Genomic DNA, 25375 nt, shown 5'->3' on the forward strand with positions numbered 1-25375 from the left:
CGTACTCGAAGAGGTCTGCCAATGCCCCGACGACGCTAAACGCGAGGTTAGTAGCCAAGGTTTTAAAAAAATCGACAGTTACTCTTCCAAAGTCCAGGCCGCGGTGAAAAAGGCGTGAAACTTTTTCAGGTATTTTTTTGCCGTTGTTTTTAACTGCGTCTTCTAAAACCCGACCCCGAACGACGTTATCTTCAAAACCAAGCTGGTATACCCTCGGGCGAGCGTAAAAAATTGCAGGACTACTGCTTCCATGCAGGATTAATCACTGGCAAGGGAAGGCGTATTGTGGAGTCATGACGTTGGCGCATTGCCATGGAGTGAACCATGCGCAAGGTGGGTAAAGTCCGTTACCTGAAAATGGGCGCGCTTAAGACTCAGGGTGCCAGCGGCTTGCTTTTCACCCGAGGCGAACGCACTCGCGCGATGAAGATCGCCAACGTAAAATGCCGAGCGCTCACTCTCCCAAGGAGCTGCCTGTCATGAATATTTCAAATATCAGCAGCACGCAGTCGCAGCCTGTAAGTGGACTCGTTGCTGCTGAGCATGCCAGGCACAAAAAGGCCCTCGATGGGTCGACGTCGACAGCGCTCATGGCGTCGACGGATTCCTCCGCCACCACCGTGAACCCGCTGGCTTCAGCTGTTGCCGCTGCACTGTCGCAACTTGGACTAACTTTCTCGCCTCATAAAGCTGGCTCGGATAATGCCGCTACGCCGCTCGCACGCCTGCCAAGGCAGCTGAAAGCTTCGCAGCAGGTACAACAGTACAGAAATATCGCAGCGACATTTTCCAACCTGGCCCAGGCGCTGAATGCCAACTCAAGCAGCGCAGTGCCTACCTCGAGTGGCGCCACTGGTTTGACATCCGTATTCCAAGACCTTTGGGCGTCACTTGGCTCGTCATCCGGATCAGGAACACCCACCGATTCTTCGAATAGCACGATCCCAAGCCTGCAATCGTTTCTGCAAACGTTGGCGCATAATTTCAGTGAAAGCGGCATTTCTGATTTACGTGGGGTGTTTGTCGACACGATCGTTTGAAGACTTGGCTATTAAATATTAGAAAAAATAAAAACCATAGGGTTGGCTGCTTATATGTCTTGAGCAGCCTTGATTGGCCTCGCAGCAGGAACATGGTTGATTCGGCCTGATGCTTCACGTGTGGCCTAACAATTGAACCAAGGCAGACGTTCGCCAACTCGGGCATCAGGCGCTTCAAACCCCTGCGATCGTCAGCATGAGCAATCGAGACGAGAATGCCGCAATACCTGATCTCTACTACCTTCCCGACAACTATGATCCGTCCATCGAAACCGAAGCGACTATCGAAGCAATTCATGCACTTAATAAGGAAATGATCGCTGCTGGTGTCAGGAAGTTCGCTTGTGGTCTGAGCCCAAAGGCAATAACACTCGGGGCAGCCCGACGGTGAGGTGATCGTCATTGACGGGCCATATCTGGAGGCCAAGGAGTACGTGGGCGGCCTTGCGATATTGGAAACCGCAGATCTGGATGAGTTGCTGGCGTGGCGCGCAAAGGTGCCAAAGCGTTCCGTTCAGTGATCGAGGTGCGGGAGGTCTTCTTCATGCCGGCCCCCGCAAAGGAATGAGCGGGACGGCATGGATTGCGTAGGCGGCGTTGGGCTCCGTTGCGCGACAGACCTGGCAACCAGAAAATATTGACCAGGCGGCGACAACTGGTATCGCATCGCCCACAGCCGGCATTCATTTGCACCAATCCAGCGCATTGCCCATGATGGTGCAATGAACGAACAGCATTTCCTTGGCTGGGCTGAGCAGATGTCGACCGGGTTGGCGGTGGTCGATGGGCGGTTGCGGGTGGAATGGATCAATCCGGCGCTGGCGGAACTGCTGGGTCTCGGGTTACGGCACGCACTGGGTTTGCCGTTGGCGGGATTGCTGCAGGATGCGGGGGTGGCGGAGCAGGCGGTGCGCAGCCTGGCCGAGCAGCGCTCGGTGCAGTGTCGAGACGTGGTGCTGCCTGGGACTGGGCACGGGCAGCGGGTGGATGTGGCGCTGCAGCCGCTGGATCCGGGCCGTTTGTTGGTGGAGGTGCATGCGCTGGCGGAATCCGCACCGGCGGCCTCGCCGCTGTCGGCGACCTTGCGCGGCTTTGCACACGAGGTGAAAAACCCGCTGGCGGGTTTGCGCGGCGCGGCGCAGTTGCTGCAACGGCGGCTGGATGACGTGGACATGCAGGCATTGGCGGGCATGGTGATCGCCGAGGCGGACCGGCTTGCGGCCTTGGCGAATCGCCTGTTGCGCCATGATGGCGCGCCGCAGCTGGGAGCGGTAAATCTGCACCAATTGCTGGAACGGCTGAGCGAACTGATCCAGTCGGAAGCGTCGCCGCCGCGTCTGCGGCATGACTACGATCCGAGCCTGCCGGATATGCACGGCGATGCCGATCGCTTGCTGCAAGTGATGCTTAACCTCGCGCGCAATGCGATCGAGGCGGGAGCGACGACGCTTACCTTGCGCAGTCGCGTCGAGCATGGCGTGCGCGTGGGCGAGCGCATGTTTCGCAGTGCCTTGCGCTTGGATGTGATCGACGATGGCCCCGGCGTGCCGGCCGCGTTGCGCGATACATTGTTCGAACCGCTGGTCTCGGGCCGCGCCGATGGCACCGGGCTGGGATTGGCTTTGTCGCGCGAAATCGCGCATGAGCATGGCGGTGAGTTGCGCTACGCCAGCCGACCTGGCGAGACCGTGTTTTCCCTCTATCTTCCGTTGCCACCGCGCGCAGGTGCGGCGATAACCCCGGCTGGACATGCCCATGGCTAAACATTCCGAAACCTCCGGGATCTGGATCGTCGATGACGATCGCGGCGTGCGTTTCGTATTGGCCGAAGCGCTGCGCGATGCCGGATGGCACGTGCGCGAATTCGAAGAGACCGCCGGTGTGCGTAAGGCTTTGCGTGACGCGACGCCCGCATTGCTGGTTACCGATGTACGCATGCCGGGCGAAGGCGGCCTCGTGTTGCTGGAGGAATTGCGCGCTCGGCAGATCGGCCCGGTCATCGTCATGAGCGCCTATACCGATGTGGCGACCACGGCGGCAGCTTATCGGGCCGGTGCGGTCGACTACCTCGCCAAGCCTTTCGACCTGGACCAGGCATTGGCCGCGGTGCAACGTGCCCTGGCCGAGGCAGCGCACCCTGAGCCGATTTCCCCGGCGCCGCTGGCCCCCGCGCATGCGCTGCTTGGCGAAAGCGCGCCGATGCGCGAAGTCTTCCGCTTGATCGGTCGCATCGCCGCCAGCGATCTCAACGTGCTGGTGACGGGAGAAACGGGAACCGGCAAGGAGCTGGTGGCGCGTGCGCTGCATGAAGAAAGCGCGCGCCGCAACAAGCCGTTCGTGGCCTTGAATACGGCGGCGATTCCCAGCGAACTGCTCGAAAGCGAATTATTTGGCCATGAAGCTGGCGCATTTACCGGCGCGACCCGGCGTGTGGCCGGACGCTTCGAGCAGGCCGAGGGTGGCACGCTGTTCCTGGACGAGATCGGCGACATGCCGTTGATCTTGCAGACGCGCCTGCTGCGCGTGCTGGCGGGTGGCGAGTTCTATCGCGTGGGTGGACGCGAATTGATCCGCTGTCATGTGCGGATCGTCGCGGCCACGCATCAGGATCTGGATGCGCGCGTCGCGGCAGGGTTATTTCGCGCCGACCTCAAGCATCGGCTTGACGTAGTGCGTATCGAATTGCCGCCGTTACGGCAGCGACGTGCCGACATCCCGCTGCTGGCGCAGCACTTCCTCGCTAATGCGGCGCAGGAGCTGAAGCTTCCGCCCAAGCGCTTTTCCAAGGCGGCGCTGAAGGCGATCGCACAGCGCGATTTTCCCGGCAACGTGCGCGAACTGGAGAATCTTTGCCGGCGTGTGGCGGTCATCGCTTCGGGCAACGAAATCCTGCCTGCCGATCTGGGCAAGTCCACGCAGGCGCCGCGCGGCGACTGGACCGATGCGCTGCGCGATTGGGCGGACCGCGCGCTTGAGCTTGGCGAGGCGGAGATCCATGCGCGCGCGCGCGAGGCGTTCGATCGCGTGCTGCTGGAAGCCGCGCTGGCGGCGAACGAGGGTCATCGCCAGCATGCGGCGGCGGCGCTGGGGGTCGGGCGCAATACCTTGACGCGGAAATTGGGAACGTCGCGCCCGCGACGCAAATCATAAGAGGAAACAACTATGCCGACCGTGACGGTTCGCCCCGCCAGGCGCGAAGATATTGCCGCCATCGCCGAATGGAATGCGGCGATGGCGTGGGAGACAGAGCACAAACGCCTCGATCTGGAGGTGCTGCTGCGCGGGGTGGGCGCGGTATTCGACGAGCCGCGCCGAGGCTTCTACAGGATCGCCGAACGGGACGGCTGCGCGGTGGGTTGCTTATTGGTGACCTACGAATGGAGCGATTGGCGCAACGGCGATTTCTGGTGGATTCAAAGCGTTTATGTCGCGCCGCAGGCGCGCCGAGGCGGCGTCTTTCGCAGCCTCTACCGCGATGTTGCGCAGCGGGCGAAGGATGCGGGTGCGGTGGGCTTGCGGCTGTACGTAGAAACTGAAAACCGTCGCGCACAAGCAACGTATCGGGGACTGGGCATGGAACAGTGCCACTATTTCCTGTACGAGCAACTGCTTTAGCAGCGGCGAGGCGCCGCGCGGGCGAAGCTTGCGCGCTTTTTCCGGGCGAGGAAGCGCATAGCGATCAGGCAGCCTGTCCGGCAAGCCGCTGCTGGAATACGTCGGCAGGCATGGGCGCGCCGAACAGGAAACCCTGCATTTGCGAGCAGCCGGCTTCGCGCAGGAAACGACTTTGCGCTTCGGTCTCCACGCCTTCGGCGATCACCTCCTTGTTGAGACTGCGCGCCATGGCGATGATCGCGCCGGTAATCGCAGCGGTTTCGGCATCCTGCGTCACGTCGCGAACGAAGGCGCGATCGATCTTCAGCGCATCGACCGGAAAATGCTTGAGGTAGGAAAGGCTGCTGTAGCCGGTGCCGAAATCGTCGAGCGAGAGACGCACGCCGCGCTGGCGGATGCGCCGCAGCAAGCGGATGCTGCCATCGCCGCCGGTCATCATGGTGCGTTCGGTCAATTCGAGTTCGAGCAGGCTGGGATCGAGGCCGGTTTCGTTGAGGATGCCATCAAGGCGTTCGTAGAAGCCGGCATATTGGAACTGCAGCGGTGAGACGTTGACCGACAGGGGAATCGGGCGTCCTTCGCGCTGCCACGCACGCCCCTGCAGGCAGGCCTCGCGCAGGGCCCAGGTGCCGATCGAGACGATAAGACCCGTATCTTCGGCCACTGGAATGAACTGGTCCGGTGCGAACAGGTCCTGTCCGTCCACTTGCAGCCGCAGCAGTGCCTCTGCGCCGACGATATGGCCCAGTCGCGCATCGACCTTCGGCTGGTATTGCAGTGAAAGTTCGTTATGCGCCAAGGCATGCCTGAGCACGTTCTCGATCCGCTGGCTGGCGGCGGAGCGCTGGCTCATTTCTGGCGCGTAGAAACGGTAGCCGTGGCGGCCCTGGGTTTTCACTTCATACATCGCCGCGTCGGCGCTGCGTACCAGGGCATCCGGCTCGGTCGCGTCACGCGGAAACAGGCTGATGCCGATGCTGGCGCGGATGTCGAGCGGCGGCAGGTGCGACACGTGCGTTTGCGTGCAGGCATCCAGCAGTTTCTGCGCAAAGCCGGCGGCATCGTCGGCATCGTCGACACGGGGAAGCAGCACCACGAATTCATCGCCGTTGTAGCGAAAGGCCAAGTCTTCGCTTTCGCGCAGCGCGCCACGGATCTGCTGGGCCACTGCCTGCAGTACCTGGTCGCCCACGCCATGGCCAAGCGTGTCGTTGATGCGCCGGAAGTGGTCCAGGTCCAGATACAGCAGTGCGCATTGGCGGTGGCGCTGGATGGCCATCGCCGTGGCCTGCTCGATGCGCGCGTACAGCAAGCTGCGGTTGGGCAAGCCAGTGAGCGTGTCGTGCTGCGCCAGCTGGATCATCTTCAGCGCCAGCGTGCGGTTCTCGCTGATGTCGTGGCACACCAGCACGCCGCCGGTGACGTTGCCGGCGTGATCGTGGATCAGTGCGGCGGAATTTTCGATTGGCGTTTCGAAGCCGTTGCGGTGGAGCAGGATGGCGCGGCCGCTGAAGTCGACCATCGCATTGCGCCGCATCGCCTGGCGCAACGGATTGTCCAGCGGCTGCCGGTTATTGATATCGCGGATGCGGAACACGTCGTCCAGCGGACAGCCTTTCGCGTCGGCATTGCCCCAGCCGGTCATGGCCTCGGCGATCGGATTGAGCGAGGTAATGTTGAGTGCGACATCGGTCGTGATCACCGCATCGCCGATCGAATTGAGGGTTACCTCGGCCAGCTGGCGCTCGCGGAACAGTGCTTCTTCGTAATGCTTGCGCTTGGTGATGTCCTGCACCTGGCTGACCAGGTAGTTCAGCTGGCCGGCGTCGCTGCGCACCTGGGACACGCTCAGTTGCACGTACACGACATGGCCGTCGCGATGGAGGTAGCGCTTTTCGGTCTGGAAGGCCTCACGCTTGCCATGGCTGATCTGCGCGGACAGCGCCTCGTTCAGCGCGATGTCGTCCGGATGGGTCACATCGCGCCAGTTCATGGTGCGCATCTGTGCTTCGCTGAAGCCGAGCATCTCGCACAATGCGGCATTGACGCGCTGGTAGCGGCCGTTCGGAAGCACCAGCGCCATGCCGACTGCTGCGTGCTGGAACGCTTGCGAAAAGCGCTGTTCGCTTTCGCGCAGCTGCTCTTCCAGGGCGTGCCGTTCGGTGATGTCGGTAAAGACGGTCAGCACGCCGCGCAGCGTGCCGTGCTCGTCGTGATCCGGCGTGAAGCTGCCGTGTACATAACGGTGCTCGGGCTGGCTGAAAAGTTCGCCTTCGTAGCTGGATGCTTGCCCGCCCAGTGCCTGCAGCAGCGCGGCGCGCACGCGCAGGTAGCTTTCCGGATCCAGCACTTCGCTGACCAGCCGGCCCGTCATGGTGCCCGGGTCGACGTCGAACCAGTTGCGGTGGGCTTCATTGGCGAAGACGAAGCGCTCGTCTGGGTCGATGAACGTGATCAATGCTGGCACCCGCTGCACGACATGCGTAAGCAAGTCCGCTCCCGTGAGGGACTGCGGAGCGCCTTCGATGGGGTGCGTCACCTGCGTCATGCGGTTCCGGTTCGAACAGTGTGGGTACATCATGCGCCGGACGGCACCGGAATTGCATCATGCCGGCCGCGCGACCGGCTAAAACCGACCGGATCAATGCAGGGCGGTAGCCGGGGCGCTCAGGGAGCCGCTTTCGTCCAGCACGATCCGGCCCAATGCATGCAAGTCGGAAGAGGCGCCGAAACGGTTGGAAAACGCCGCGATCAGCGGGCCGAGCGCGGCCGGCCGCAGGGGATAGGCATGCGCCAGCACACGTGCGCGGCCGGCGTGGCCGCGCTGCGCCACCGTGACCGCAACGATGCCCAGGCCGGCCGCTTCATGCGCAAACAGGGTGGGCGCTTCATAAGTGGCATCGGCGACCGCCACCGTTTCGGCGAGCCAGCCGTCTCCATGCGCGGGGTCGATGCCGGCAGTGGCGTCAAGCACAAGCGCTAGCCCATGCGCGTGCAGCAGGGCGGCGTACTGGCGCAACTCGAACATGGCGCCCGCGAAGGCATGGCCGCGCTCGGCGGCATCGCCGGTCTGCGCGGCCAGCCATTGCGCCGGCGACTGGATCCAGACCGCGCCTGCGGTATAGCGCAAGGCCAATCCGCGTGCGCTGAGCGCGGTTTCCTCGCGATAGGGCGTGAGCAAGGCCGCTTCCAGCAGTTGCCAAAGCGGTGCGAGGTTGACGTTCTCGTATTGCACGCAGGTAAGGGCGAGCAGGTCGTTGCGGCTGAGGTAACGGGCGTGTTCAAGGCGAATGCCGAGCGTGCGCATCAGCCAGTCCGCGGTGTGTGCGCCGGCTTCGCCGCGACCGACCAGCTCCACTTCCAGTTGTCCGGCCAATTCATCGGCGATGCTGTCGGGTGCCAGCACGCTCAGCGGCAGCAGGCGCATCGGGCCATCGGCATAGGTGGGATCGGGTTCCAGCGGCTGGGCCGGCATGCGGTTTGCGTGGCTGCCGAAGGCTACGACGTTTTCGAGCTGTCCGCGCGGAACGCGGCGCGCCAGTTCGTCCAGGGTGGCCCATACCGGAAAGCCCGGGCGCAGCAGTTCGACCGCATCGAACAATGCGCCCGCCAGAGCCAGCCTGGCCTGCGCCACCTGGGGCACCAGCGCATGCAGGTCCTGCGCGATCAGTGCGGCCAGTTCGGCGGCTTCGTCACGCTCAAGGCTCAGTCGCAATGGGGACCCGCCGGGGGAGAGTTCCAGTGCCAGGACAATGGGCAGGGCTTGCAGCGGGCCGGCTTCCACGCGGTGATTCCAACTCGGGTAGGGCGGCAAGTCTAACATTCGCTGATTGACGGCCAATTCGGGCTTTCAAGCCGGCACCGAGCGGGTTAGCCTTGCCTGATCGGTCGTATCTGGACAGTGAGGCTATGGAAAACACGCAGCAGCGCGTCGGAGTCATCGGCGGCGTGCGCATCCCGTTCTGCCGCAATAACACTGCGTATGCGGACGTGGGCAACTTCGGCATGTCGGTGAAGGTGCTCGGTGCGCTGGTCGAGCGTTTCGGGCTGCACGGCGTGGAGCTGGGCGAAGTGGCGATGGGGGCGGTGATCAGGCACTCCTCCGAATGGAACCTCGCGCGCGAGGCGCTGCTCAGTTCCGGCCTGGCCCCGACCACGCCGGGCATCACCACCGCCCGTGCCTGCGGTACCTCGCTGGACAATGCCATCATCATCGCCAACAAGATCGCCACGGGGCAGATCGAGGCTGGCATTGCCGGCGGCTCGGATACCACCAGCGACGTGCCGATCGTTTACAGCCAGCGCCTGCGCAAGCGTTTGCTGGCAGTGAATCGCGCCAAGACGCCGATGGAAAAGCTGAAGACCGCCGTGCGCGGTTTTTCCTTGAGCGAGTTGAAACCTTCCTTTCCGGGCGTGGCCGAACCGCGCACCGGCATGTCGATGGGCGATCACTGCGAAAAAATGGCCCGCGAATGGCATATCGGGCGCGAAGAGCAGGATCGGCTGGCGCTGCACAGCCACCATAAGCTGGCCGCCGCGTATGACACGGGATTTTTCGACGATCTGGTGGTGCCGTTTCGCGGCCTCAAGCGCGACGGCTTCCTGCGCCCCGAGACCACCATGGAAAAGCTGGCTTCGCTCAAGCCGGCGTTCGACAAGACCTCCGGCCTGGGCACGCTCACCGCGGGCAATTCCACCGGCCTGTCCGATGGCGCCGCGGCGGTGCTGCTGGCGAATGAGGCATGGGCGGCGAAGCGCGGCTTGAAGATCCAGGCTTATTTGCGCGATGCCGAGGTATCGGCCGTCGATTTCGTGCACGGCGAGGGTTTGTTGATGGCGCCGACGGTGGCGGTGCCGCGCATGCTGGCGCGCCATGGCCTCGCTTTGCAGGATTTCGACTTCTACGAAATTCACGAAGCCTTCGCGGCGCAGGTCTTGTGTACGCTGCGCGCATGGGAATCGCCGGAGTACTGCAAGCAGCGGCTCGGCCGCGATGTGCCGCTGGGCAGCATCGACCCGGCCCGGCTCAATGTGCACGGCTCCAGCCTGGCGGTAGGCCATCCGTTCGCCGCTACCGGTGCGCGCATCATCGCCACGCTGGCGAAATTGCTGGAACACAAAGGCGCGGGCCGCGGCTTGATTTCCATCTGTACCGCCGGTGGCATGGGTGTCACGGCCATCGTCGAACGGTAAATGCGTTAGCGCGATCACCTTGGTTCAGCGCTACCGCCGCACCCCAGGGATGCTCTGATCAATGCTACGCAGGCGTCACCAGCTCTGTCTGTTCGCAGACCATAGGTTCGTCGGCGCACGCGGGGAGGGTGCATGGATGTACCCGGCTTTGAGGAGCGAGGAAGGCAGACTGGCCGTCTGTCGAGACGACGAGCCTTCTGGTCATCATGCCGCCTGCGTAGCATTGATATCAGAGCATCCCTAGAGCACGCCTTTCACGCCGGCGCCAAAGGCGGTGATCAGGCGGGTGTAGATCGATTTCGGCGAGATCGCCACGTCGGGGAAGTCGCCCACCGGCTGATAGCAGCGGGTGAAATCGGGGTTGCCCGGCAACATCGGCGTGCAGTCGGGCTTGATCTCGTAGCTGGTGGCATAGCGAAACGGCCAGATGTCGAACAAGGGCAGCCTGGCCGAAAGATCGCCGATCATTTGGCTGAGCGGCCCGAGCACCGGAATGGTTGGCTTGCGCGGCGCGATGACCCAGGCGTTTTGCGGTTCGGTGGCCTGCATGATCGACGCGCGCACCTGCGCGGCAAAACGGGCGTCGTAGACGATCACGCCAGCCTCGGTGTTGTAGTGGTCCGAGCGCGGATCGAAGTTATGCGTGCCGACCATCGCCAGGCTATCGTCGACCACCAATGACTTGGCGTGCAGGCCGAATCGTCGCCCAGCACTGAGCAGGGGGGCGGGCCGATTGCGACGGCCATTGCTGCCGAACAGCCCGGGCCGGCGTTCGGTGCCGGGGAAGCGCTTGCGGCGGGTACCTTTGGCGTCGGGAACGATCGAGGCGTCCGCTTCGTCTTCCTCGTCATCGACATCGGCTTGCATGTAGGCGTCGTTGGCGAACGCGGCGTGCGGCTTCATTTCGAAGATGTCGAAGCCGTATTGCGTGAGGTAATTCTTGCGATGCTTGTACGACAGCGCGTAGACCGCGAAGGCATCGGTGGATGCCAGCGAGTTAGTGGAAACGATGATCCGCGGCGGTGGCGTCTCGTGATGCAGTTGCTCGAAAATCTTTTCCGCGCGCCGGCTCATCACCAGATAGGGCGTCTGCAGTATCACTTCGTGCTTGGCGTTGTTGACCAGGCGCATCAGGTGCGCGGTGAATTCTTGCGCCTCGCGCCGGCTCGGTTGCTCGGTCTTGGCCGGCCGGTCGCTGAAATACTCCACTTTGCCGGTGAGCAGGCTGGTATCGGAAACGTGCTGGGCAAGCCAGTCCGGGTCTTCCGCTTCGGCTTGGGCGCTGGCGACGCGGGCCGGATAGGCATAATGCGGCGCGGGCCACGGTGGCGGAGTGGGATCGCGCCGGATCAACCGGTTCACGTCGCGCAGGTGGGTCAGCGGCACCGAGCGCTTGTGCCGCCAGAACAGATTGAAGCTGGCGGCCATTTCGCGCGCGGCCGGGCCGCCGACCATCACGTCGCGGTCGACGTAGTCGAAATCGTTGTCCCAATTGAAATAGCGGTCTTGGTAATTGCGCCCGCCGGTGATGCCGATGCTGTCGTCCACCAGCAGCAGTTTGTTGTGCATGCGCTGGTTGAACTTGAGGAAGCAGCAAAGGATGCCTGCGGCGAATTCCAGCGGTGGTGTGCGGGAATTCTGGAAAGTGGGGTTGTAGAGACGGACGCGAAGGTTGGGGCTGGTCCTCGCCAGGCGTTCGAGCAACGTGGGGTCCTGGAACGAGAACAGCTGGTCGGCAAGGATGCGCACGTCGACGCCGCGCCGTGCCGCGGCGATCAGCTCGTTGAGCATCAGCTGGCCGGTGTCGTCCTCGTCCCAGATATAGGTTTGCACGTCGATCGATTGGCGGGCGGCGCGAATGAGGTTGATGCGCGCGACCAGCGCGGCCTCGCTGTCGTCGAGCAGGGTCACGACGTGTTCGGGCCGGTCCGGGGTCGAATCAGCCAGCGCCCTGGTGGCGGCATCGAGCAAGGGCGAGGGTGTGGCGCAATGATCGGGCCGGTTGCAGGTGCCTTGGCGATCGACGCTGGCCGCGACGACGGCATCGGCATGCCTGATCTGCGTATGCGTCAGCGTGCAGCCTTGCAGCAGGGCTGCCGCCAGCAGTGCGAGGAGAACGCTGTAATGCAGGCGCATGCAGGGCAATCCGGGTCAGCGGCCGGTCGAGGGTCGCCCGATGGCAAACCGGAAAGCTGCCTGCGCCAGCACCTCTGCCTGAGACTTCAGTCGCTGATGTATCGGCATGCTTCCTCGTTCCTGGGGCCAGCGTCTGCCACGGCACCGTGCAGCGTGGTTTGCGGTATTCGTGCCGGCGGATGCAGGCGAGACCGCGATGCACACCGGCCGCCGCCATCATAACGGGCGCTCAGCGAATTTCGCGTTGCAGCGTGATGCGCAGGTTCAGATCGACGTTGTCGGACAGAGCCAGGCGATCGCTCACCATGCCGAAGACGCTACGGTGCACGTGGCCATGCAGCACGATCTGGCATGGCTCCAGCGCCAAGCGCTCGCAATGCACCGGCCACATGGCGAAGTGCACGGGTGCAGTCACGCCGCGCAGGGTGAGATAACCGCTCAGCGTGCCGCTGTGGTCCAGTTCGCCATGGGCGATCGGGTCGGACACGAAATGGATGACGGGATGGTGTTCGGCATCGAAGAACGCCGGCGTCATCACCCATTGGCGCATGCGCGAGGACGACATCGCGATGCTGTTCACGGCGATCGTGGCATCGACCACCCAGCTATCCGGGTGCGGACCGGACTTGACGTCGCCGTCTACCTGGTTGAAATGGCCGTTGACACTGTCCAGCCAAAGCAGGCGCACGCGGAAGGTGGCCTGGGAGTTGGCTGGATCGATGCGGTACTCGGTCTGGCTGGCGACAGCTAGGGCAGGCAGCAGGAGCAGGCATGGCGCAATTCGCCTCACGGCGACCAGAACGCATCCAGCCGTGCATTGCCCGGTTCGAGCGCTCCATCCAGGTGCAGTACCGCCAGGCCCGCCGGCGGCATGCCGCGAAATTCGTCCGAGCGTCCTTCCACCAGCAGGGCCACCAGGCGTTCGATGCCCGGGTTGTGGCCAACCAGCAGCAGGGTGTTGGCGTCGCCGTGCTGGTCGAGCAAAGCCAGCAATTCGCCGGGTGTGGCGTTGTAGATTTCTGCCGCGGTTTGCATCGCTGGCGCTCTATCCAGCGAAGAAAGCGCCAGATTGGCGGTGGCGCAGGTGCGCTCCGAGGGCGAGCAGAGCACACGGTCGGGTCGCTTGCCATGCGCCTTGAGCCAGGCGCCGGCGTCGCGCGCTTCCTGTTCGCCGCGTCCGCTGAGCCTTCGCACGGCGTCTTCGCCGCCCGGAGGCGCGGGTTGGGCTTCGGCGTGTCGCAGCAGGATCAGTTCGTGCATATGCAAGGATTCTCCTTAATGCTGGCGCTTGATCCAGCGCAGCAGTGGCGTCCAGTCCTGCTGATGGCCGCGCACCTGTTCGGATCCGTAGTCGAAGATGCCTTTGCCCAGCGAGGTAAGCAGCACGTAGGCTTGGGTGTCGCGCAATTGTGCCACGACTGGGAAAGGCGCTTCCTCGGCCAGTTGCGCGATCGCTTCCTGGCTGGCGTGCGTCCATGGCTTGAGCCGATTGCCTACCAGCGCCACTGGCAATTTGCCACGCTTGATCCGGCTGATGCCGCGCAGGTGGTCCAGGAATTGGAGCGTGGCATGCAGGTCGAAGGACGAGGGCAGCGCCGGCACGAGCACGACGTCGGCGTGTTCCAGGTACGGTTCGAGTTCTTTTTGCTGCGAGCCGGCGGCGGTGTCGATCAGCACGCGCTCGGTGTCCTGGGGCAACTTGTCGAGCGCCTTGCGGCCGCCTTCCAGCGCCAGCACGCCGGGGACGTTATCCGGCCGGAGCGTGGCCCAGCGGTAGCTGGAGCCTTGCGGATCGCCATCGATGATCGCCGTGCGCTTGTTGTCCTGCGCCCAATGCGAGGCCAGCTGGGTTACCAGCGTGCTCTTGCCGCAACCGCCCTTGCTGCTTGCTACCAGCACCCTAAGCATCGGTTACCCCTAATGGCGTGAGGTGGACCAAGGGTAGCTTTTGGATCGGGAATAGGGAATGGGCAAAAAGGTAGCAGGGTTTTCCTGCACTGTTCCTCGTTGACGATTCCCATTCCTGCGTCAATCCGCTTTCCTTGGCTCCCAGCCTGCCGGCGCATCGGTGGGCAGGCCTGCATCGTGCAGGGCGGCGAGCATCAGGCTCATCTGGGTACCGCCGTTACGAGCCAGTGCCAGCAGGTGTTGCGATTGGGCCTTGTCGTTCTGCGCGCGCACCGACAATTCGGCGAAGTTCTGTACCTGCCAGACCAGATTGCGGCGGGCGTCCTGGGCGTCCTGTTGCTGCGCCGGATCGGCGCCGAGCGCTTCGCGCAAGTGCAAGCCTAGCGAACGGGCCAGGGGACTGGACCCCCACTCCAGGATCTTGCCCAGTTTCAGGCAATCATCCTTTACCGTTGCGTCCCGGGCGGCCTGCTGCTCGCAGTAGGTGGCGGTGTCGCGCAAGGCTGGCTGCGGCATTGCCGCCGCGGTGGCGAACACGATCAGCATTTGCACGCCATTGGCACCCGCGGCCGAATTCGGATCGATGGTGGCGTTCGGCGGCGGCAGCATGCTGACGGTGCCGGCCAGCGCCTTGAGCGCAATGCCGCTGTAATCGTCATACAGCTGGGCGGAAGCGGCCTTGGCCAGATCCTGGCGGGCATCGTCCTTCTTCAGGGTGTTTGCATCCTGGCTCAGCTTCACCAGCCAGACCGCGGCGTTGTCCGGCGCCTGCTGCACCAACTGCGCCAAGGCGTTGTCGTTTGGACAGGCGTGGGCTTTGGCATCGCAATCGGCCAGGCGCGCCCAGCTGATCGCTGGCCCGGCGTTGCTGGCGTGCGCGGCACGTTCGATCAAGGCATGGAAATTATTGAATTTGGCCTGGTTCGGCAGCGGGCGGGCCAACAGTGCCGCAGCGAACAGGCGATCGGCATCGGCACTGGGCGAAAGCACGCTGACCAGGTCGCCCTGGAAGGCGAGCAGTGCCTTGGCGCGCGCCTGCTGGGTATTCGCGGCGCCGGGAGCTGCCGCCTGCGGACGCGCCGCCACGGTTGCCGTGGCACCAAGTGTGCAGGCCAGGGCGAGGGCAAAAGTGCGCCATCCACGCATCGGAGTGCTCCAATTCATATTGATAAAGCCGCCAGCATAACCGGGCTGGATTGAGGTTGTTCTGAACAGCAGCATCAGCGTTTTCGCTCCATGCGCCTACACGCGCGCAAGCCATGCGAGCTCTTGTTAGCATGGGTGCCTGCCATTGCGTGATGTAGGAGACAGCTGTGGAGTCGTTCTCGATGCTGGCCGAAAGCCAGGCCCCATGGTTCGTGGGATGGGGCACGCTGGCCTTGATTAATGCCGGTCTGGCGCAAGGCAAGAACCGCAATGGCTTGTGGTGGTTCTTGTTGTCGCTACCGTTCGGTCCGCTTGCCACGCTGGTGCTGGTGGTATTGCCGAAGGTGCGCAGCCGGCTGTTTTGAAGCCGGCAATGAGGAATCGTGAAGCATGAAGCCCAGGCGCGATGGTTGGCCTTTACGCTTCACGCAGGGACGATGATCCGGTAGTTATTCGCCCAATGCTTCGCGCACGAATTCCGGCAGCGCCAGCGCGCCTTTGTGCACATCGGCGTTGTAGTAGCGCGTGGTGAAGTTCTTGCTCAGTGCGCCGCGTTCGCGGAAACCGGCCAGGTCGCCGCCCTTGCGTGCCATGGTGCAGCTCCACCAGCCGGTGGGATAGCACGGTTGCGGAAACGGCAGCGTCTTTACCGCATTGAAGCCGGACGTGCGCATCGCGGCACGCATCGACTTGATCAGCTCCAGGTGCGCCAGCGGCGATTCGCTCTGCTGCACCAGAATGCCGCCGTGACGCAGCGCCTTGTGGCAGCTGGCATAGAAGGCCGCATTGAAAAGGCCCTCGGCCGGGCCCACCGGATCGGTCGAATCGACGATGATCAGGTCCAGCGATTCGGGCTCGGCGTCCGCCATGTACTTGATGCCATCGATGAACAGCAATTCGGCGCGTGGGTCGTTGTTCGATTCGCACAGCTCGGGGAAATACTGTTCGGCCAGGCGCGTGACGCGCTCATCGATCTCCACCTGCACCGCATGCTCGACTTCCTCGTGCTTGAGCACTTCGCGCAGCGTGCCGCAGTCGCCGCCACCGATGATCACCACGCGCTTGGCCCGCGCATGGGTAAACAGCGCCGGATGGGTCATCATCTCGTGGTAGAGGAAGTTGTCGCGGCTGGTGAGCATCACGCAGCCATCGATCACCATGAGGTTGCCCCAATCGGTGGTCTGGTAGATCTCGATGGTCTGGAACGGGGTTTTTTCGGCATGAAGCGGCTTCTCCACGCGATAACCGATGGAGGAACCGGAAGCCTGGTGTGCTTCGGTGAACCAGCTGGGCTGCGACATGACCGGAAAATCCTGAGGAGCATGGTTAAAGGAGCGCAATTGTAGCGGTAACCGCCGCCCGCGTCCCGGCGCGACTGACCTCGAATTGTCGCGCCGCGCCATTACAATACGCATCCGGGCCGTCGCTCATGGCGGCGGTCCGCCAAGCCCTTCCGGCCCCGCGGCGTGCGAGGCTTCCGGCCGGTGGGCTTTGCCGCTCCTGTGAGCACGTTCGTCAAGGCTCGCCGCTGCGACGATGTCATCCCCAAGGTCGACCGGCCTGGAAAAGGAGATACGTCACATGGCGAATGCCTGGAACACCGACACCGCCCGGCATGCCTATGCCGTGCCCTATTGGAGCGACGGCTACGTCGATGTCAATGACGCGGGCGATATCGCGATGCGCCCGCAAGGACCGAAGGGGCCAGCTTTTTCCCTGCCAGACATTGTCGAGCGCGCACGCGCCGAAGGCCTGCGCCTGCCGTTGCTGGTGCGCTTCCCGGATATTCTCGCCGATCGCCTCGCGCGCCTGCAGGGTGCGTTCGCCAAGGCGATCGGGGAATGGCATTACGCGGGCGGCTATACGGCTGTCTATCCGATCAAGGTAAACCAGCAGCGCGGCGTGGTCGCGGAACTGGTGGCGGCGGGCGAGCGCGGTTTCGGCCTGGAGGCCGGTTCCAAGCCGGAACTGATGGCGGTGCTGGCGATGGCGCGGCCCGGCTCGATCGTTATCTGCAACGGCTACAAGGATCGTGAATACATCCGGCTGGCCTTGATCGGGCGCAAGCTTGGCTTGCACATCCATATCGTGATCGAAAAGCTTTCCGAGCTGGAGCATGTCGTCGCCGAAGCCAGGAAGCTGGAGGTCGAGCCGCTGCTCGGCGTGCGCGTGCGGCTGGCTTCGATCGGTGCCGGCAAATGGCAGAACACCGGTGGCGACAAGGGCAAGTTCGGCCTTTCGCCCGCGCAGGTGCTGACCCTCGTGTCGCGCCTGGACCAGGCCGGCCTCAAGCACACGCTAAAGTTGCAGCACTTCCACATGGGCTCGCAGATCTCCAACGTGCGCGACATTGCCAACGGCATGCGCGAGGCGACACGTTACTTCGTCGAGCTCAGGCGCATGGACGTGCCGCTGGAAATCGTCGACGTCGGCGGCGGCCTGGGCGTGGATTACGAAGGATCGCGTTCGCGCAGCCACAATTCGATCAATTATTCGCTGGAGCAATACGCGGCGACCATCGTGCAGTCGCTGGCCGAGGCCGTCGCGATGGAAGGCCTGCAGGCGCCGCACATCCTTACCGAGGCCGGGCGCGCGATGACCGCGCACCACGCGGTGATGGTGGTCAACGTCAGCGAAGTGGAGACGGTACCGGCCGGCAGCATGCCGCCTGCCGACGACGACGAGCCCGCCGTGCTGCGCCATTTGCGTGAAGTGCACCAGGAACTGGATCGCCGGCCGCCGCTCGAACTCTTCCACGAAGCGCAGCATCACTTGCAGGAAGGCCAAATCCTGTATGCGCATGGCCAGCTGTCGCTAGCCGATCGCGCGCGCCTGGACGACATGTATTACGCGGTCGTCAACGCGGTACGCGCCCGCTTGCTTCCGGCCGAGCGCGCGCATCGCCAGGCGTTGGACGAGCTCGACGAAAAACTGGTCGACAAGTACTTCGTCAATTTCTCGGTCTTCGAATCGGTGCCGGATGTGTGGGCGATCGATCAGATCTTTCCGATCGCGCCGATTGCGCGCTTGAACGAACAGCCCGCGCGACGCGGCGTGCTGGTCGATCTCACCTGCGATTCGGATGGCCGGATCGATCACTATGTCGATGCCGACGGCGTGGACGTCAGCCTTCCACTGCACGCCTTGAAGGACGGCGAGCCCTATCGGCTCGGCATTTTCATGGTTGGCGCGTACCAGGAAACGTTGGGCGATATCCATAACCTGTTCGGCGATACCGACGCGGTAAACGTGCGCGTGGACGGCGATCACTACGTCTTTGCGCACAAGCGCCGCGGCGATACCACCGACCTGATGCTGGACTACGTGGGCTACGACCTGGAAGCGTTGCGCCGCAGTTACCGTGAGCGCATCGCTGCCGCCGGGGTGCAGGGCGAGCAGGCCGAAACGCTGTTTGTCATGTTGAATGAAGGTTTGACGGGATATACCTATCTTTCCGAGGACGTGCGTTAGCGATCCGGTACGGAATGTTTCGATGGATACGAAGCATTCGTCGATTGCGATGTCCGCACTGCATATTCTTTACCGATTCGAAGGAGTGACACATGGCAAGTCTCGCTGGCAAGGTTGCATTGATCACGGGTGCGGCAAGCGGCTTGGGCAAGGCTATCGCCGAGCTTTACGCGAAACATGGCGCGGCAGTCGCCATTGCCGATATCAACCAGCAGGCGGCGGATGCGGCGGCGGGGGAGATCCAGGCGGCTGGCGGTAAAGCCATCGGCATTGCCATGGACGTCACCAACGAAGAGGCGGTGAATGCCGGTACCGACAAGACGGTCGCGACTTTTGGCAGCCTGGACGTCCTGATCTCTAACGCGGGCGTGCAGATCATCAATCCGATCGATCAGTTCGCGTTCGCGGACTGGAAGAAAATGCTGGCGATCCATCTCGACGGCGGCTTCCTTACCACCAAGGCCGCGCTCAAGCACATGTACAAGGACAACCGGGGCGGCACGGTCATCTACATGGGCTCGGTGCATTCGCATGAGGCGTCCAGGCTGAAATCCGCCTACGTCACCGCGAAACACGGGTTGCTCGGCCTGGCACGCACGCTGGCGAAGGAAGGCGCACCCCACAATGTGCGCTCGCACGTGATCTGTCCCGGCTTCGTGCGGACGCCGCTGGTGGAAAAGCAGATTCCCGAGCAGGCCAGCGAACTGGGCATCAGCGAAGCGGACGTAATCAAGAATGTCATGTTGAAAGACACGGTGGACGGCGTGTTCACCACCGTCGACGATATCGCGCAGACGGCGTTGTTCCTGGCCGCATTCCCGAGTGCTGCGTTGACGGGCCAGAGCATAGTGGTCAGTCACGGTTGGTATATGCAATGAAGCGGTGCTGTCTTGCCATCGCCGGCGAGCGGCCGGTGGATCGGCATGGATTCGCATTGCGTTCGGCAGATCGGGCGTCGGAATCATCGGCGATGCCAGCGGCCGCTTTTTGGCTTTTTCGCTGCTCGCCCTCGTTGCTTGCGCTCTCCTTATGAAAAAGACCTGCGAATGAACATCGCCAGCGACGCGAAGCACGCTTAGGAGCCGATTCATGGCCGCGCACAAAACGCCATCGTCGTTGCCGCGCAGGCAGCGCCATCCCGCGCAGGATGCGTACAACATCACTGCGCTGGTGCTCCAGGGCGGCGGCGCGCTGGGCGCTTACCAGGCGGGCGTCTACGAGTCGCTTGCCGAAGCGGGCCTGCATCCGGATTGGATTGCCGGCATTTCCATCGGCGCCTTGAACGCGGCCATCATTGCCGGCAACGCGCCCGAGCATCGGGTCGAACGATTGACGGAGTTCTGGGAGACGATCTGCAAGTCGGCGTTATGGCCGGACCGCCCCGCGCTGCCCTGGCCGGAAGGTCTGAACCTGCCGCAGCTATTCCGCGATGGCATCAATACGCTCGCCGCCTGGCGCGCCTTGACGGAAGGCCAATCCGGCTTCTTCCGGACCCGCCTGCCGCCGCCGTTGCTGCCGTGGCACGGCACGCCGGCCACGGTCAGCTGGTACGACACGGCACCCTTGCGCGCGACGCTGGAGCGTCTGGCGGATTTCGATCGCATCAACGATGCCCGCACATTGCGCGTATCGATCGGTGCGGTGAACGTGCGTACCGGCAATTTTGCGTATTTCGACAATCGCAAGGAAACCCTGCGTCCGGAACATTTCATGGCATCCGGCGCGTTACCGCCGGGCTTTCCCGCCGTGGAGATCGATGGCGAGTATTACTGGGACGGTGGCATGGTCTCCAATACGCCCCTGTACCGGGTGTTGACGGAACGCCCGCATCGGGATGCGCTGATTTTCCAGGTCGATCTATGGAGTGCATGCGGCGCCTTGCCGCGTGACCTGGGCAGCGTGGCCGAACGCGCGAAGGACATCCAGTATTCCAGCCGCACGCGCCTGGTTACCGAATACATGCATCAGAGCCGGGAACAACAGCAGTTGCTGCACGACCTGATGCAATTGGTGCCAGAGGGTAAGCGCGGCGATCCGGCCTTCCGTCGCGCGCAACGCTATGCCAACGGTGCGCTGACCAATCTCATCCATCTCATTTATCGTGACAAGCCTTATGAAGGGCATTACAAGGACTATGAGTTCAGTGCCACCACGATGCGCGAACACTGGCAAAGCGGCCTGGCCGACATGCGGCATACGCTGGCGCAGCCGCATTGGCTGGCCCCGCCGGATCCTGAAAACCCGTTCGTGACGCACGATGTGCATCGCGGCCCCGACCATGATTGATATTTCGAAGGAAAACGCATGACCCTCAAGGTGGCATTCATCGGCCTCGGCGCCATGGGCAAACCCATGGCGGGCCATCTGCAACGGCATGGCTTGTTGCAGGCCGTGGCCAACCGCACGCATGCCAAGGCCGAAGCATTGGCGCGGGAATGGGGGATCGTCGCTCCGGCGACGCTCGCCGAGCTCGCCGCGCCATGCGATGTCATCGCCTTGTGCGTAACGGCGGATGCCGACGTGCTCGACACGGTCGAGTCGCTGGCGCCACATATGAAGCCAGGCGCGATCGTGATCGATCATTCCACCGTTGCACCTGACACCGCCAAGCAAGCTTCTGCGCGCCTGGCCAAGGTGGGCGCCCATTTCCTGGACGCGCCGGTGTCCGGTGGCGTGGAAGGGGCCAAGAACGGCAAGCTCTCGATCATGGTCGGCGGTGACGCGACCGTACTCGAACGTGCCCGTCCGGTGTTGGAGGCCTACGCCTTGCGTATCACGCATCTGGGCGACGTGGGCGCGGGGCAGGCGACCAAGGCAGTGAACCAGGTGCTGGTCGCCGGGATTGCCCAGGCTGTGTGCGAAGGGCTGGCGCTGGGCGAGGCGTTAGGCCTCGATCCGGAACGCCTGATCCCGACCTTGGGTGCCGGTGCGGCTGGCAACTGGTTCCTGGAGAAACGGGGTGCCACCATGTTGAAGAACGAGTTCAACGTCGGCTTCAAGCTTGCCCTGCTGCACAAGGATCTTGGCATCGTGCGTGGCATTGCCGAGCACGCCGGCACCTCCCGCGAAGTAATCGAGCGCTCGCTGGCCGATTACGCCGAGCTGATGCGGCAAGGGCATGGCGATGACGATATTTCGGGTCTGATCCGCCTCAAGCGCCGACCTTCCTGAACCATGGTCGATACGACAAGGGCGCCTTCGGCGCCCTTGTCGTATCCCTCGTTTTTGGCAGCCCTCGCTCAGGAACCCGCCTTCAATGCGATCGCCGATATGCCTGCCGCGGACAGCCGCTGCTTGGCCGATTCCAGATCGGTGGCCGAATGGAACGGTCCCAATCGCACGCGATGGTAGGTCTGGCCGCCGACATTCACGGATTGCACGTTGGCGACGAAACCCTGCAAGGCGAGTTTGGCCTTCAGTGTTTCTGCATCGGCGGCACTCGGGAAGGCGCCGACCTGTAGCAAATAGCCGCTAGAACCGGCCTTGGCCGAGGATTGGGGCGCTGCCACGGCCGAAGGCGGTGCGGCGGTGATGTTCTGCGTTACCGCGGCCGGCGCATTGGTCGGCAACGGCGGCGATGCCGGCGCCGCCGTCTGCGCCTGCTGTTGCTGTTGCGCGGCAAGTTGCTGCTGCTCGGCCTTGGCTTGTGCGCTGATTTCCGAATCGGGAATGCGCACTTCTTTTTCCGACAATACTGAATAGAAATCGTATTGCGGTTTTTTCGGCGCCGTCGTACCGCCGGCGGGCGTCAGGCCTTCATCGCTGCCTGGCTGCGCCGTCGCTTCCGGATTGGGCTGCGGGCCTTTGGCGGCCATCGGCACCAGTGAATGCCGCATCAGCACGACCACTACCAGCCCGCCAATCAGGATGCCGAGGAGGATTCCCGCCCAGGCTGGAAATCCGCCGCTTTTATTGCGCACGGCCTGCCGGCCTTTGCCCTTGCGTGTTGCCATTACATCTTCTCCGGGGCACTGAGTCCCAGCAAATCCAAACCATTCCGAATGACCTTGCGCGTGGCGACGGCCAACGTGATGCGTGCGTTGCGCAGCTCGGCGTCGTCCACGATCCATTTGTGTTCGTGATAGTAGCTGTGGAGCGCGCCGGCGAGCTCGCGCAGGTATTGCGCGATCAGGTGCGGTTCCAGATTGCCGGCAGCGGCTTCGACTACTTCCGGATAACGCGACAGTTCGGTGAGCAGGATCTGCTCGTGCTCGCTATCGAGCCGTGCCAGCTGTACTGCGCCAGCCTGCGTATCGACCGTTGGTAGGCCGCGCTCGGCGAGCTCCTCCAGCACCCGGCAGACGCGCGCATGGGCGTACTGGATGTAGTACACCGGGTTGTCGTTGCTCTGCGAACGGGCCAGATCGATATCGAACACCAGCTGCGAATCGGAACGGCGCGCGATCAGGAAGTAGCGGGTGGCGTCGCGGCCGGCTTCGTCGATGAGATCGCGCAAGGTGAAGTAGCTACCGGCGCGCTTGGAGATTTTTACTTCTTCGCCGCCGCGCATGACCGTGATCATCTGGTACAGCACGTAATGCGGCCAATCTTTCGGGATACCGGCGTCCAGCGCCTGCAGGCCGGCTTTCACGCGGGCCAGGGTGCCGTGGTGATCGGCGCCCAATACGACCACGGCGTTTTCGTAGCCGCGCTGCCACTTGCTCAGGTGATAAGCCACGTCCGGCACGAAATAGGTGTAGGTGCCGTCGGACTTGCGCATCACGCGGTCCTTGTCGTCACCGAAATCGGTGGTGCGCAGCCATAGCGCGCCGCCGTCTTCATACGTATGGCCGTGGGCGAGCAACTCCTGCACGGTTTCATCCACCTTGCCGTCGGTGTAGAGCGAGGACTCCAGGAAATACACGTCGAAATCGACACCGAAGGCTTTCAGGTCCAGATCCTGCTCATGCCGCAACGCGGCGACGGCGAAGCGGCGGATCGCGTCGAGATCGTCGGGATTTTTCGCGCCGGTCACGCTACCGCCGTCGGCGGACACCGACTCGCCGGCGAGATAGGCCTTGGCCACGTCCGCGATGTAATCGCCGCGATAGCCTTCTTCCGGCCAGCCGGAATCGCCGGGAGACAGGCCGCGCGCGCGCGCCTGCACGGAAATCGCCAGATTCTGGATCTGCACGCCGGCGTCGTTGTAATAGAACTCGCGCTTTACCTGCCAGCCGGTTGCTTCGAACAGCCGGGCCAGGCAATCGCCGAGCACGGCATTGCGGCCGTGGCCAACGTGCAGTGGGCCGGTCGGATTGGCGGACACGAACTCCACGCCCACGGTCCTGCCTGCGCCGCTTTCGTTGCGGCCATAGGCGTGGCCATTGGCGAGAATGCGGCGGACCTCGGCGTGATAAGCCCCTGGCGCGAGGAAAAAATTGACGAACCCCGGTCCGGCGATCTCCACCCTGTCGATCAAGGCGTTGGCGGGCAGGGCGGCGACCAATTTGTCAGCCAGTTCGCGCGGTCTGGCACGGGCCGGCTTGGCTAGCAACATGGCGATATTGGTGGCGAAGTCGCCATGTTCGCGGCTGCGCGCGCGTTCGATCACAAAATTCGGTGATTCCATGTCGATGGGCAGGACATCGTTGTCCCGAAGGGTCCGGATGGCCTGAAGGACCAGTTCGCGTAGCGCTTCTTTCACAGGAGAGAATCGGATCTTGATGGAACCGCGCATCCTAACAGACCGTTTGTCGCCGGCCTCTTCGATGATCGTTTCGTCCGTCGCGTCCGCGCGCTGGGCGTTGCCGGTGGCGTCCTGCGGGGTCAGGGCTGTGGATAAGTCTGTGGGGAAAGTGAAAGTGATGCGAGGGTGAATGGCCGAGAGCCAGGCCGATGCTTATTTGTTGCGCAGATATTTACTTAAAAACAAAGAGTTAGAATGTGATGTTGATGTGATTCTGAGCGATATGCCGGTAAGTGGCCTAATGGCTGTCATGTGCATAAGTCTTGCCATGAGCGATTCGGATTCCATGAACTACTGCATGTCATACGCCAGTCATGACCCATCGCGACAATGAAACGGTATCACCGATGTCTCCCCCGTCGGAACGATACGGGGCTGCCGCATCCCTAATACCCTCCCCTCATGCGGCTCCCGGCGCGAACCCTCCCGTTCGCGCCGTTTTTTTTTGCGGCTAAAGCAACCCTCGGGCGGCCATGGACACCGGCTCGGCGTGACCGATGATCAGATGGTCGAGCACTCGCACGCCGACCAATCGCAGTGCCTGCCCGAGTTCGCGGGTGATTACCTGGTCGGAGACACTCGGTTCGGCCATGCCGCTGGGATGGTTGTGGGCAAAGATCACCGCGACCGCGTTGTGCTTGATGCAGGCCCGGACGACCTCGCGCGGATGGACGCTGGCACCGTCGACCGTGCCGCGAAACAGTTCCTCGAAGGCCAGCACGCGATGGCGATTGTCCAGGTACAGGCAGGCGAACACCTCGTAAGGCAGATGGCGCAGCCGGGCGTTGAGGTAATCGCCGCTGTCGCGGGGGTTGCCCAGCGAAGGCCGATCGGCCAAGCGCTCGGCAAGGCTTCGCCGCGCCAGTTCCAACGCGGCCATGATGCGTGCCCGCTTAGCCGGCCCAAGGCCAGAGGCATGGATATCCCCCTCCTGGCGACCGAGCAGGGCACCGAGACCGCCTGCCTGCAATAGCAATTCACGGCCCAGGGCGATGGCATCCTTGCCACGCACGCCGCTGCCGAGCAGCACCGCCAGCAATTCCGCATCCGAGAGCGCGGCGGCGCCGCGTGCCAGCAGCTTTTCCCGGGGTCGTTCGCCTTCCGGCCAATCTCGAATACTCATGCGCACAGCATCGATGGTGAGATGCGATCGGGGCAGCAGTACCCATACATGAATCCG

The 25375-nt window shown here is 63.1% G+C and carries 23 protein-coding genes; 12 read left to right on the forward strand and 11 right to left on the reverse strand.

Annotated elements, in window-relative coordinates:
• Positions 1-479 precede the first annotated feature (479 nt).
• From ISP15_RS04765 to ISP15_RS04790, 6 genes are all read left to right on the forward strand, one after another.
• Positions 480-1040 carry a hypothetical protein gene (locus ISP15_RS04765; protein WP_404545643.1) on the forward strand — a complete coding sequence of 187 codons (561 nt, stop codon included), beginning with the start codon at positions 480-482 and terminating at the stop codon, positions 1038-1040.
• 196 nt (positions 1041-1236) lie between these two features.
• Positions 1237-1431: a hypothetical protein gene (locus tag ISP15_RS04770; RefSeq protein ID WP_404545645.1), complete on the forward strand. Its 195-nt coding sequence runs from the start codon at positions 1237-1239 to the stop codon at positions 1429-1431.
• Between the two features lie 43 nt (positions 1432-1474).
• Positions 1475-1561 carry a hypothetical protein gene (locus ISP15_RS04775; protein ID WP_404545718.1) on the forward strand — a complete coding sequence of 29 codons (87 nt, stop codon included), beginning with the start codon at positions 1475-1477 and terminating at the stop codon, positions 1559-1561.
• Positions 1562-1762: 201 nt separating this feature from the next.
• On the forward strand, positions 1763-2803 hold the full coding sequence (locus ISP15_RS04780; RefSeq protein ID WP_404545647.1) for a two-component system sensor histidine kinase NtrB: 1041 nt from the start codon (positions 1763-1765) through the stop codon (positions 2801-2803).
• Complete coding sequence (ntrC, locus tag ISP15_RS04785) at positions 2796-4190, forward strand: nitrogen regulation protein NR(I) (RefSeq protein WP_404545649.1); 1395 nt, start codon at positions 2796-2798, stop codon at positions 4188-4190. Before ISP15_RS04780 ends, ntrC begins: the two co-directional genes overlap by 8 nt.
• Before the next feature lie 12 nt (positions 4191-4202).
• Positions 4203-4655 carry a GNAT family N-acetyltransferase gene (locus ISP15_RS04790; RefSeq protein WP_404545651.1) on the forward strand — a complete coding sequence of 151 codons (453 nt, stop codon included), beginning with the start codon at positions 4203-4205 and terminating at the stop codon, positions 4653-4655.
• 64 nt (positions 4656-4719) lie between these two features.
• Here the strand turns inward: ISP15_RS04790 and ISP15_RS04795 are convergent, their stop codons facing one another.
• Positions 4720-7203 (reverse strand): sensor domain-containing protein, encoded by a 2484-nt coding sequence (locus tag ISP15_RS04795; RefSeq protein ID WP_404545653.1) that lies wholly within the window; start codon positions 7201-7203, stop codon positions 4720-4722.
• A gap of 93 nt (positions 7204-7296) precedes the next feature.
• A complete protein-coding gene (locus ISP15_RS04800; RefSeq protein WP_404545655.1) occupies positions 7297-8439 on the reverse strand; it encodes a hypothetical protein in 1143 nt (380 codons plus the stop codon).
• Between the two features lie 125 nt (positions 8440-8564).
• Between ISP15_RS04800 and ISP15_RS04805 the strand changes: the two genes are divergently transcribed.
• Complete coding sequence (locus ISP15_RS04805) at positions 8565-9848, forward strand: acetyl-CoA C-acetyltransferase (RefSeq protein ID WP_404545657.1); 1284 nt, start codon at positions 8565-8567, stop codon at positions 9846-9848.
• Positions 9849-10088: 240 nt separating this feature from the next.
• On the opposite strand, the gene ISP15_RS04810 is transcribed toward ISP15_RS04805, so the two are convergent.
• The 5 genes from ISP15_RS04810 to ISP15_RS04830 form a co-directional block, all read right to left on the reverse strand.
• Positions 10089-11984, reverse strand: a complete 1896-nt coding sequence (locus ISP15_RS04810; protein ID WP_404545659.1) for a phospholipase D-like domain-containing protein — start codon at positions 11982-11984, stop codon at positions 10089-10091.
• Positions 11985-12213: 229 nt separating this feature from the next.
• Positions 12214-12774: a YceI family protein gene (locus ISP15_RS04815; protein WP_404545660.1), complete on the reverse strand. Its 561-nt coding sequence runs from the start codon at positions 12772-12774 to the stop codon at positions 12214-12216.
• Positions 12771-13244: a SixA phosphatase family protein gene (locus tag ISP15_RS04820; RefSeq protein ID WP_404545662.1), complete on the reverse strand. Its 474-nt coding sequence runs from the start codon at positions 13242-13244 to the stop codon at positions 12771-12773. Before ISP15_RS04820 ends, ISP15_RS04815 begins: the two co-directional genes overlap by 4 nt.
• A gap of 15 nt (positions 13245-13259) precedes the next feature.
• Positions 13260-13892 carry a nucleotide-binding protein gene (locus ISP15_RS04825; RefSeq protein WP_404545664.1) on the reverse strand — a complete coding sequence of 211 codons (633 nt, stop codon included), beginning with the start codon at positions 13890-13892 and terminating at the stop codon, positions 13260-13262.
• Positions 13893-14012: 120 nt separating this feature from the next.
• Positions 14013-15038 carry a hypothetical protein gene (locus tag ISP15_RS04830; RefSeq protein WP_404545666.1) on the reverse strand — a complete coding sequence of 342 codons (1026 nt, stop codon included), beginning with the start codon at positions 15036-15038 and terminating at the stop codon, positions 14013-14015.
• Between the two features lie 182 nt (positions 15039-15220).
• Between ISP15_RS04830 and ISP15_RS04835 the strand changes: the two genes are divergently transcribed.
• Positions 15221-15403: an antitermination protein NusB gene (locus tag ISP15_RS04835; protein WP_404545720.1), complete on the forward strand. Its 183-nt coding sequence runs from the start codon at positions 15221-15223 to the stop codon at positions 15401-15403.
• Positions 15404-15487: 84 nt separating this feature from the next.
• Here ISP15_RS04835 and speE read toward each other — a convergent pair whose 3' ends face one another.
• Positions 15488-16339 (reverse strand): polyamine aminopropyltransferase, encoded by an 852-nt coding sequence (gene speE / locus ISP15_RS04840; RefSeq protein ID WP_404545668.1) that lies wholly within the window; start codon positions 16337-16339, stop codon positions 15488-15490.
• A gap of 280 nt (positions 16340-16619) precedes the next feature.
• On the opposite strand from speE, the gene speA reads away from it, so the two are divergent.
• From speA to ISP15_RS04860, 4 genes are all read left to right on the forward strand, one after another.
• Positions 16620-18509 (forward strand): biosynthetic arginine decarboxylase, encoded by a 1890-nt coding sequence (gene speA / locus ISP15_RS04845; protein ID WP_404545670.1) that lies wholly within the window; start codon positions 16620-16622, stop codon positions 18507-18509.
• 92 nt (positions 18510-18601) lie between these two features.
• Complete coding sequence (locus ISP15_RS04850; protein WP_404545672.1) at positions 18602-19387, forward strand: 3-hydroxybutyrate dehydrogenase; 786 nt, start codon at positions 18602-18604, stop codon at positions 19385-19387.
• 211 nt (positions 19388-19598) lie between these two features.
• Positions 19599-20795, forward strand: a complete 1197-nt coding sequence (locus ISP15_RS04855; protein ID WP_404545674.1) for a patatin-like phospholipase family protein — start codon at positions 19599-19601, stop codon at positions 20793-20795.
• Between the two features lie 18 nt (positions 20796-20813).
• On the forward strand, positions 20814-21680 hold the full coding sequence (locus tag ISP15_RS04860) for an NAD(P)-dependent oxidoreductase (RefSeq protein WP_404545676.1): 867 nt from the start codon (positions 20814-20816) through the stop codon (positions 21678-21680).
• Between the two features lie 68 nt (positions 21681-21748).
• Here the strand turns inward: ISP15_RS04860 and ISP15_RS04865 are convergent, their stop codons facing one another.
• The 3 genes from ISP15_RS04865 to radC form a co-directional block, all read right to left on the reverse strand.
• The gene (locus ISP15_RS04865) at positions 21749-22462 is read right to left on the reverse strand and encodes an SPOR domain-containing protein (RefSeq protein ID WP_404545678.1); all 714 of its coding nucleotides are present in this window, start codon (positions 22460-22462) and stop codon (positions 21749-21751) included.
• On the reverse strand, positions 22462-24153 hold the full coding sequence (argS, locus tag ISP15_RS04870; RefSeq protein WP_404545680.1) for an arginine--tRNA ligase: 1692 nt from the start codon (positions 24151-24153) through the stop codon (positions 22462-22464). Before argS ends, ISP15_RS04865 begins: the two co-directional genes overlap by 1 nt.
• Positions 24154-24646: 493 nt before the next feature.
• Positions 24647-25318, reverse strand: a complete 672-nt coding sequence (radC, locus tag ISP15_RS04875; protein ID WP_404545682.1) for a RadC family protein — start codon at positions 25316-25318, stop codon at positions 24647-24649.
• Between the last annotated feature and the right edge of the window lie 57 nt (positions 25319-25375).

The sequence above is a fragment of the Dyella jejuensis genome (assembly GCF_044904675.1).
GTDB classification, from domain to species: domain Bacteria; phylum Pseudomonadota; class Gammaproteobacteria; order Xanthomonadales; family Rhodanobacteraceae; genus Dyella_B; species Dyella_B jejuensis.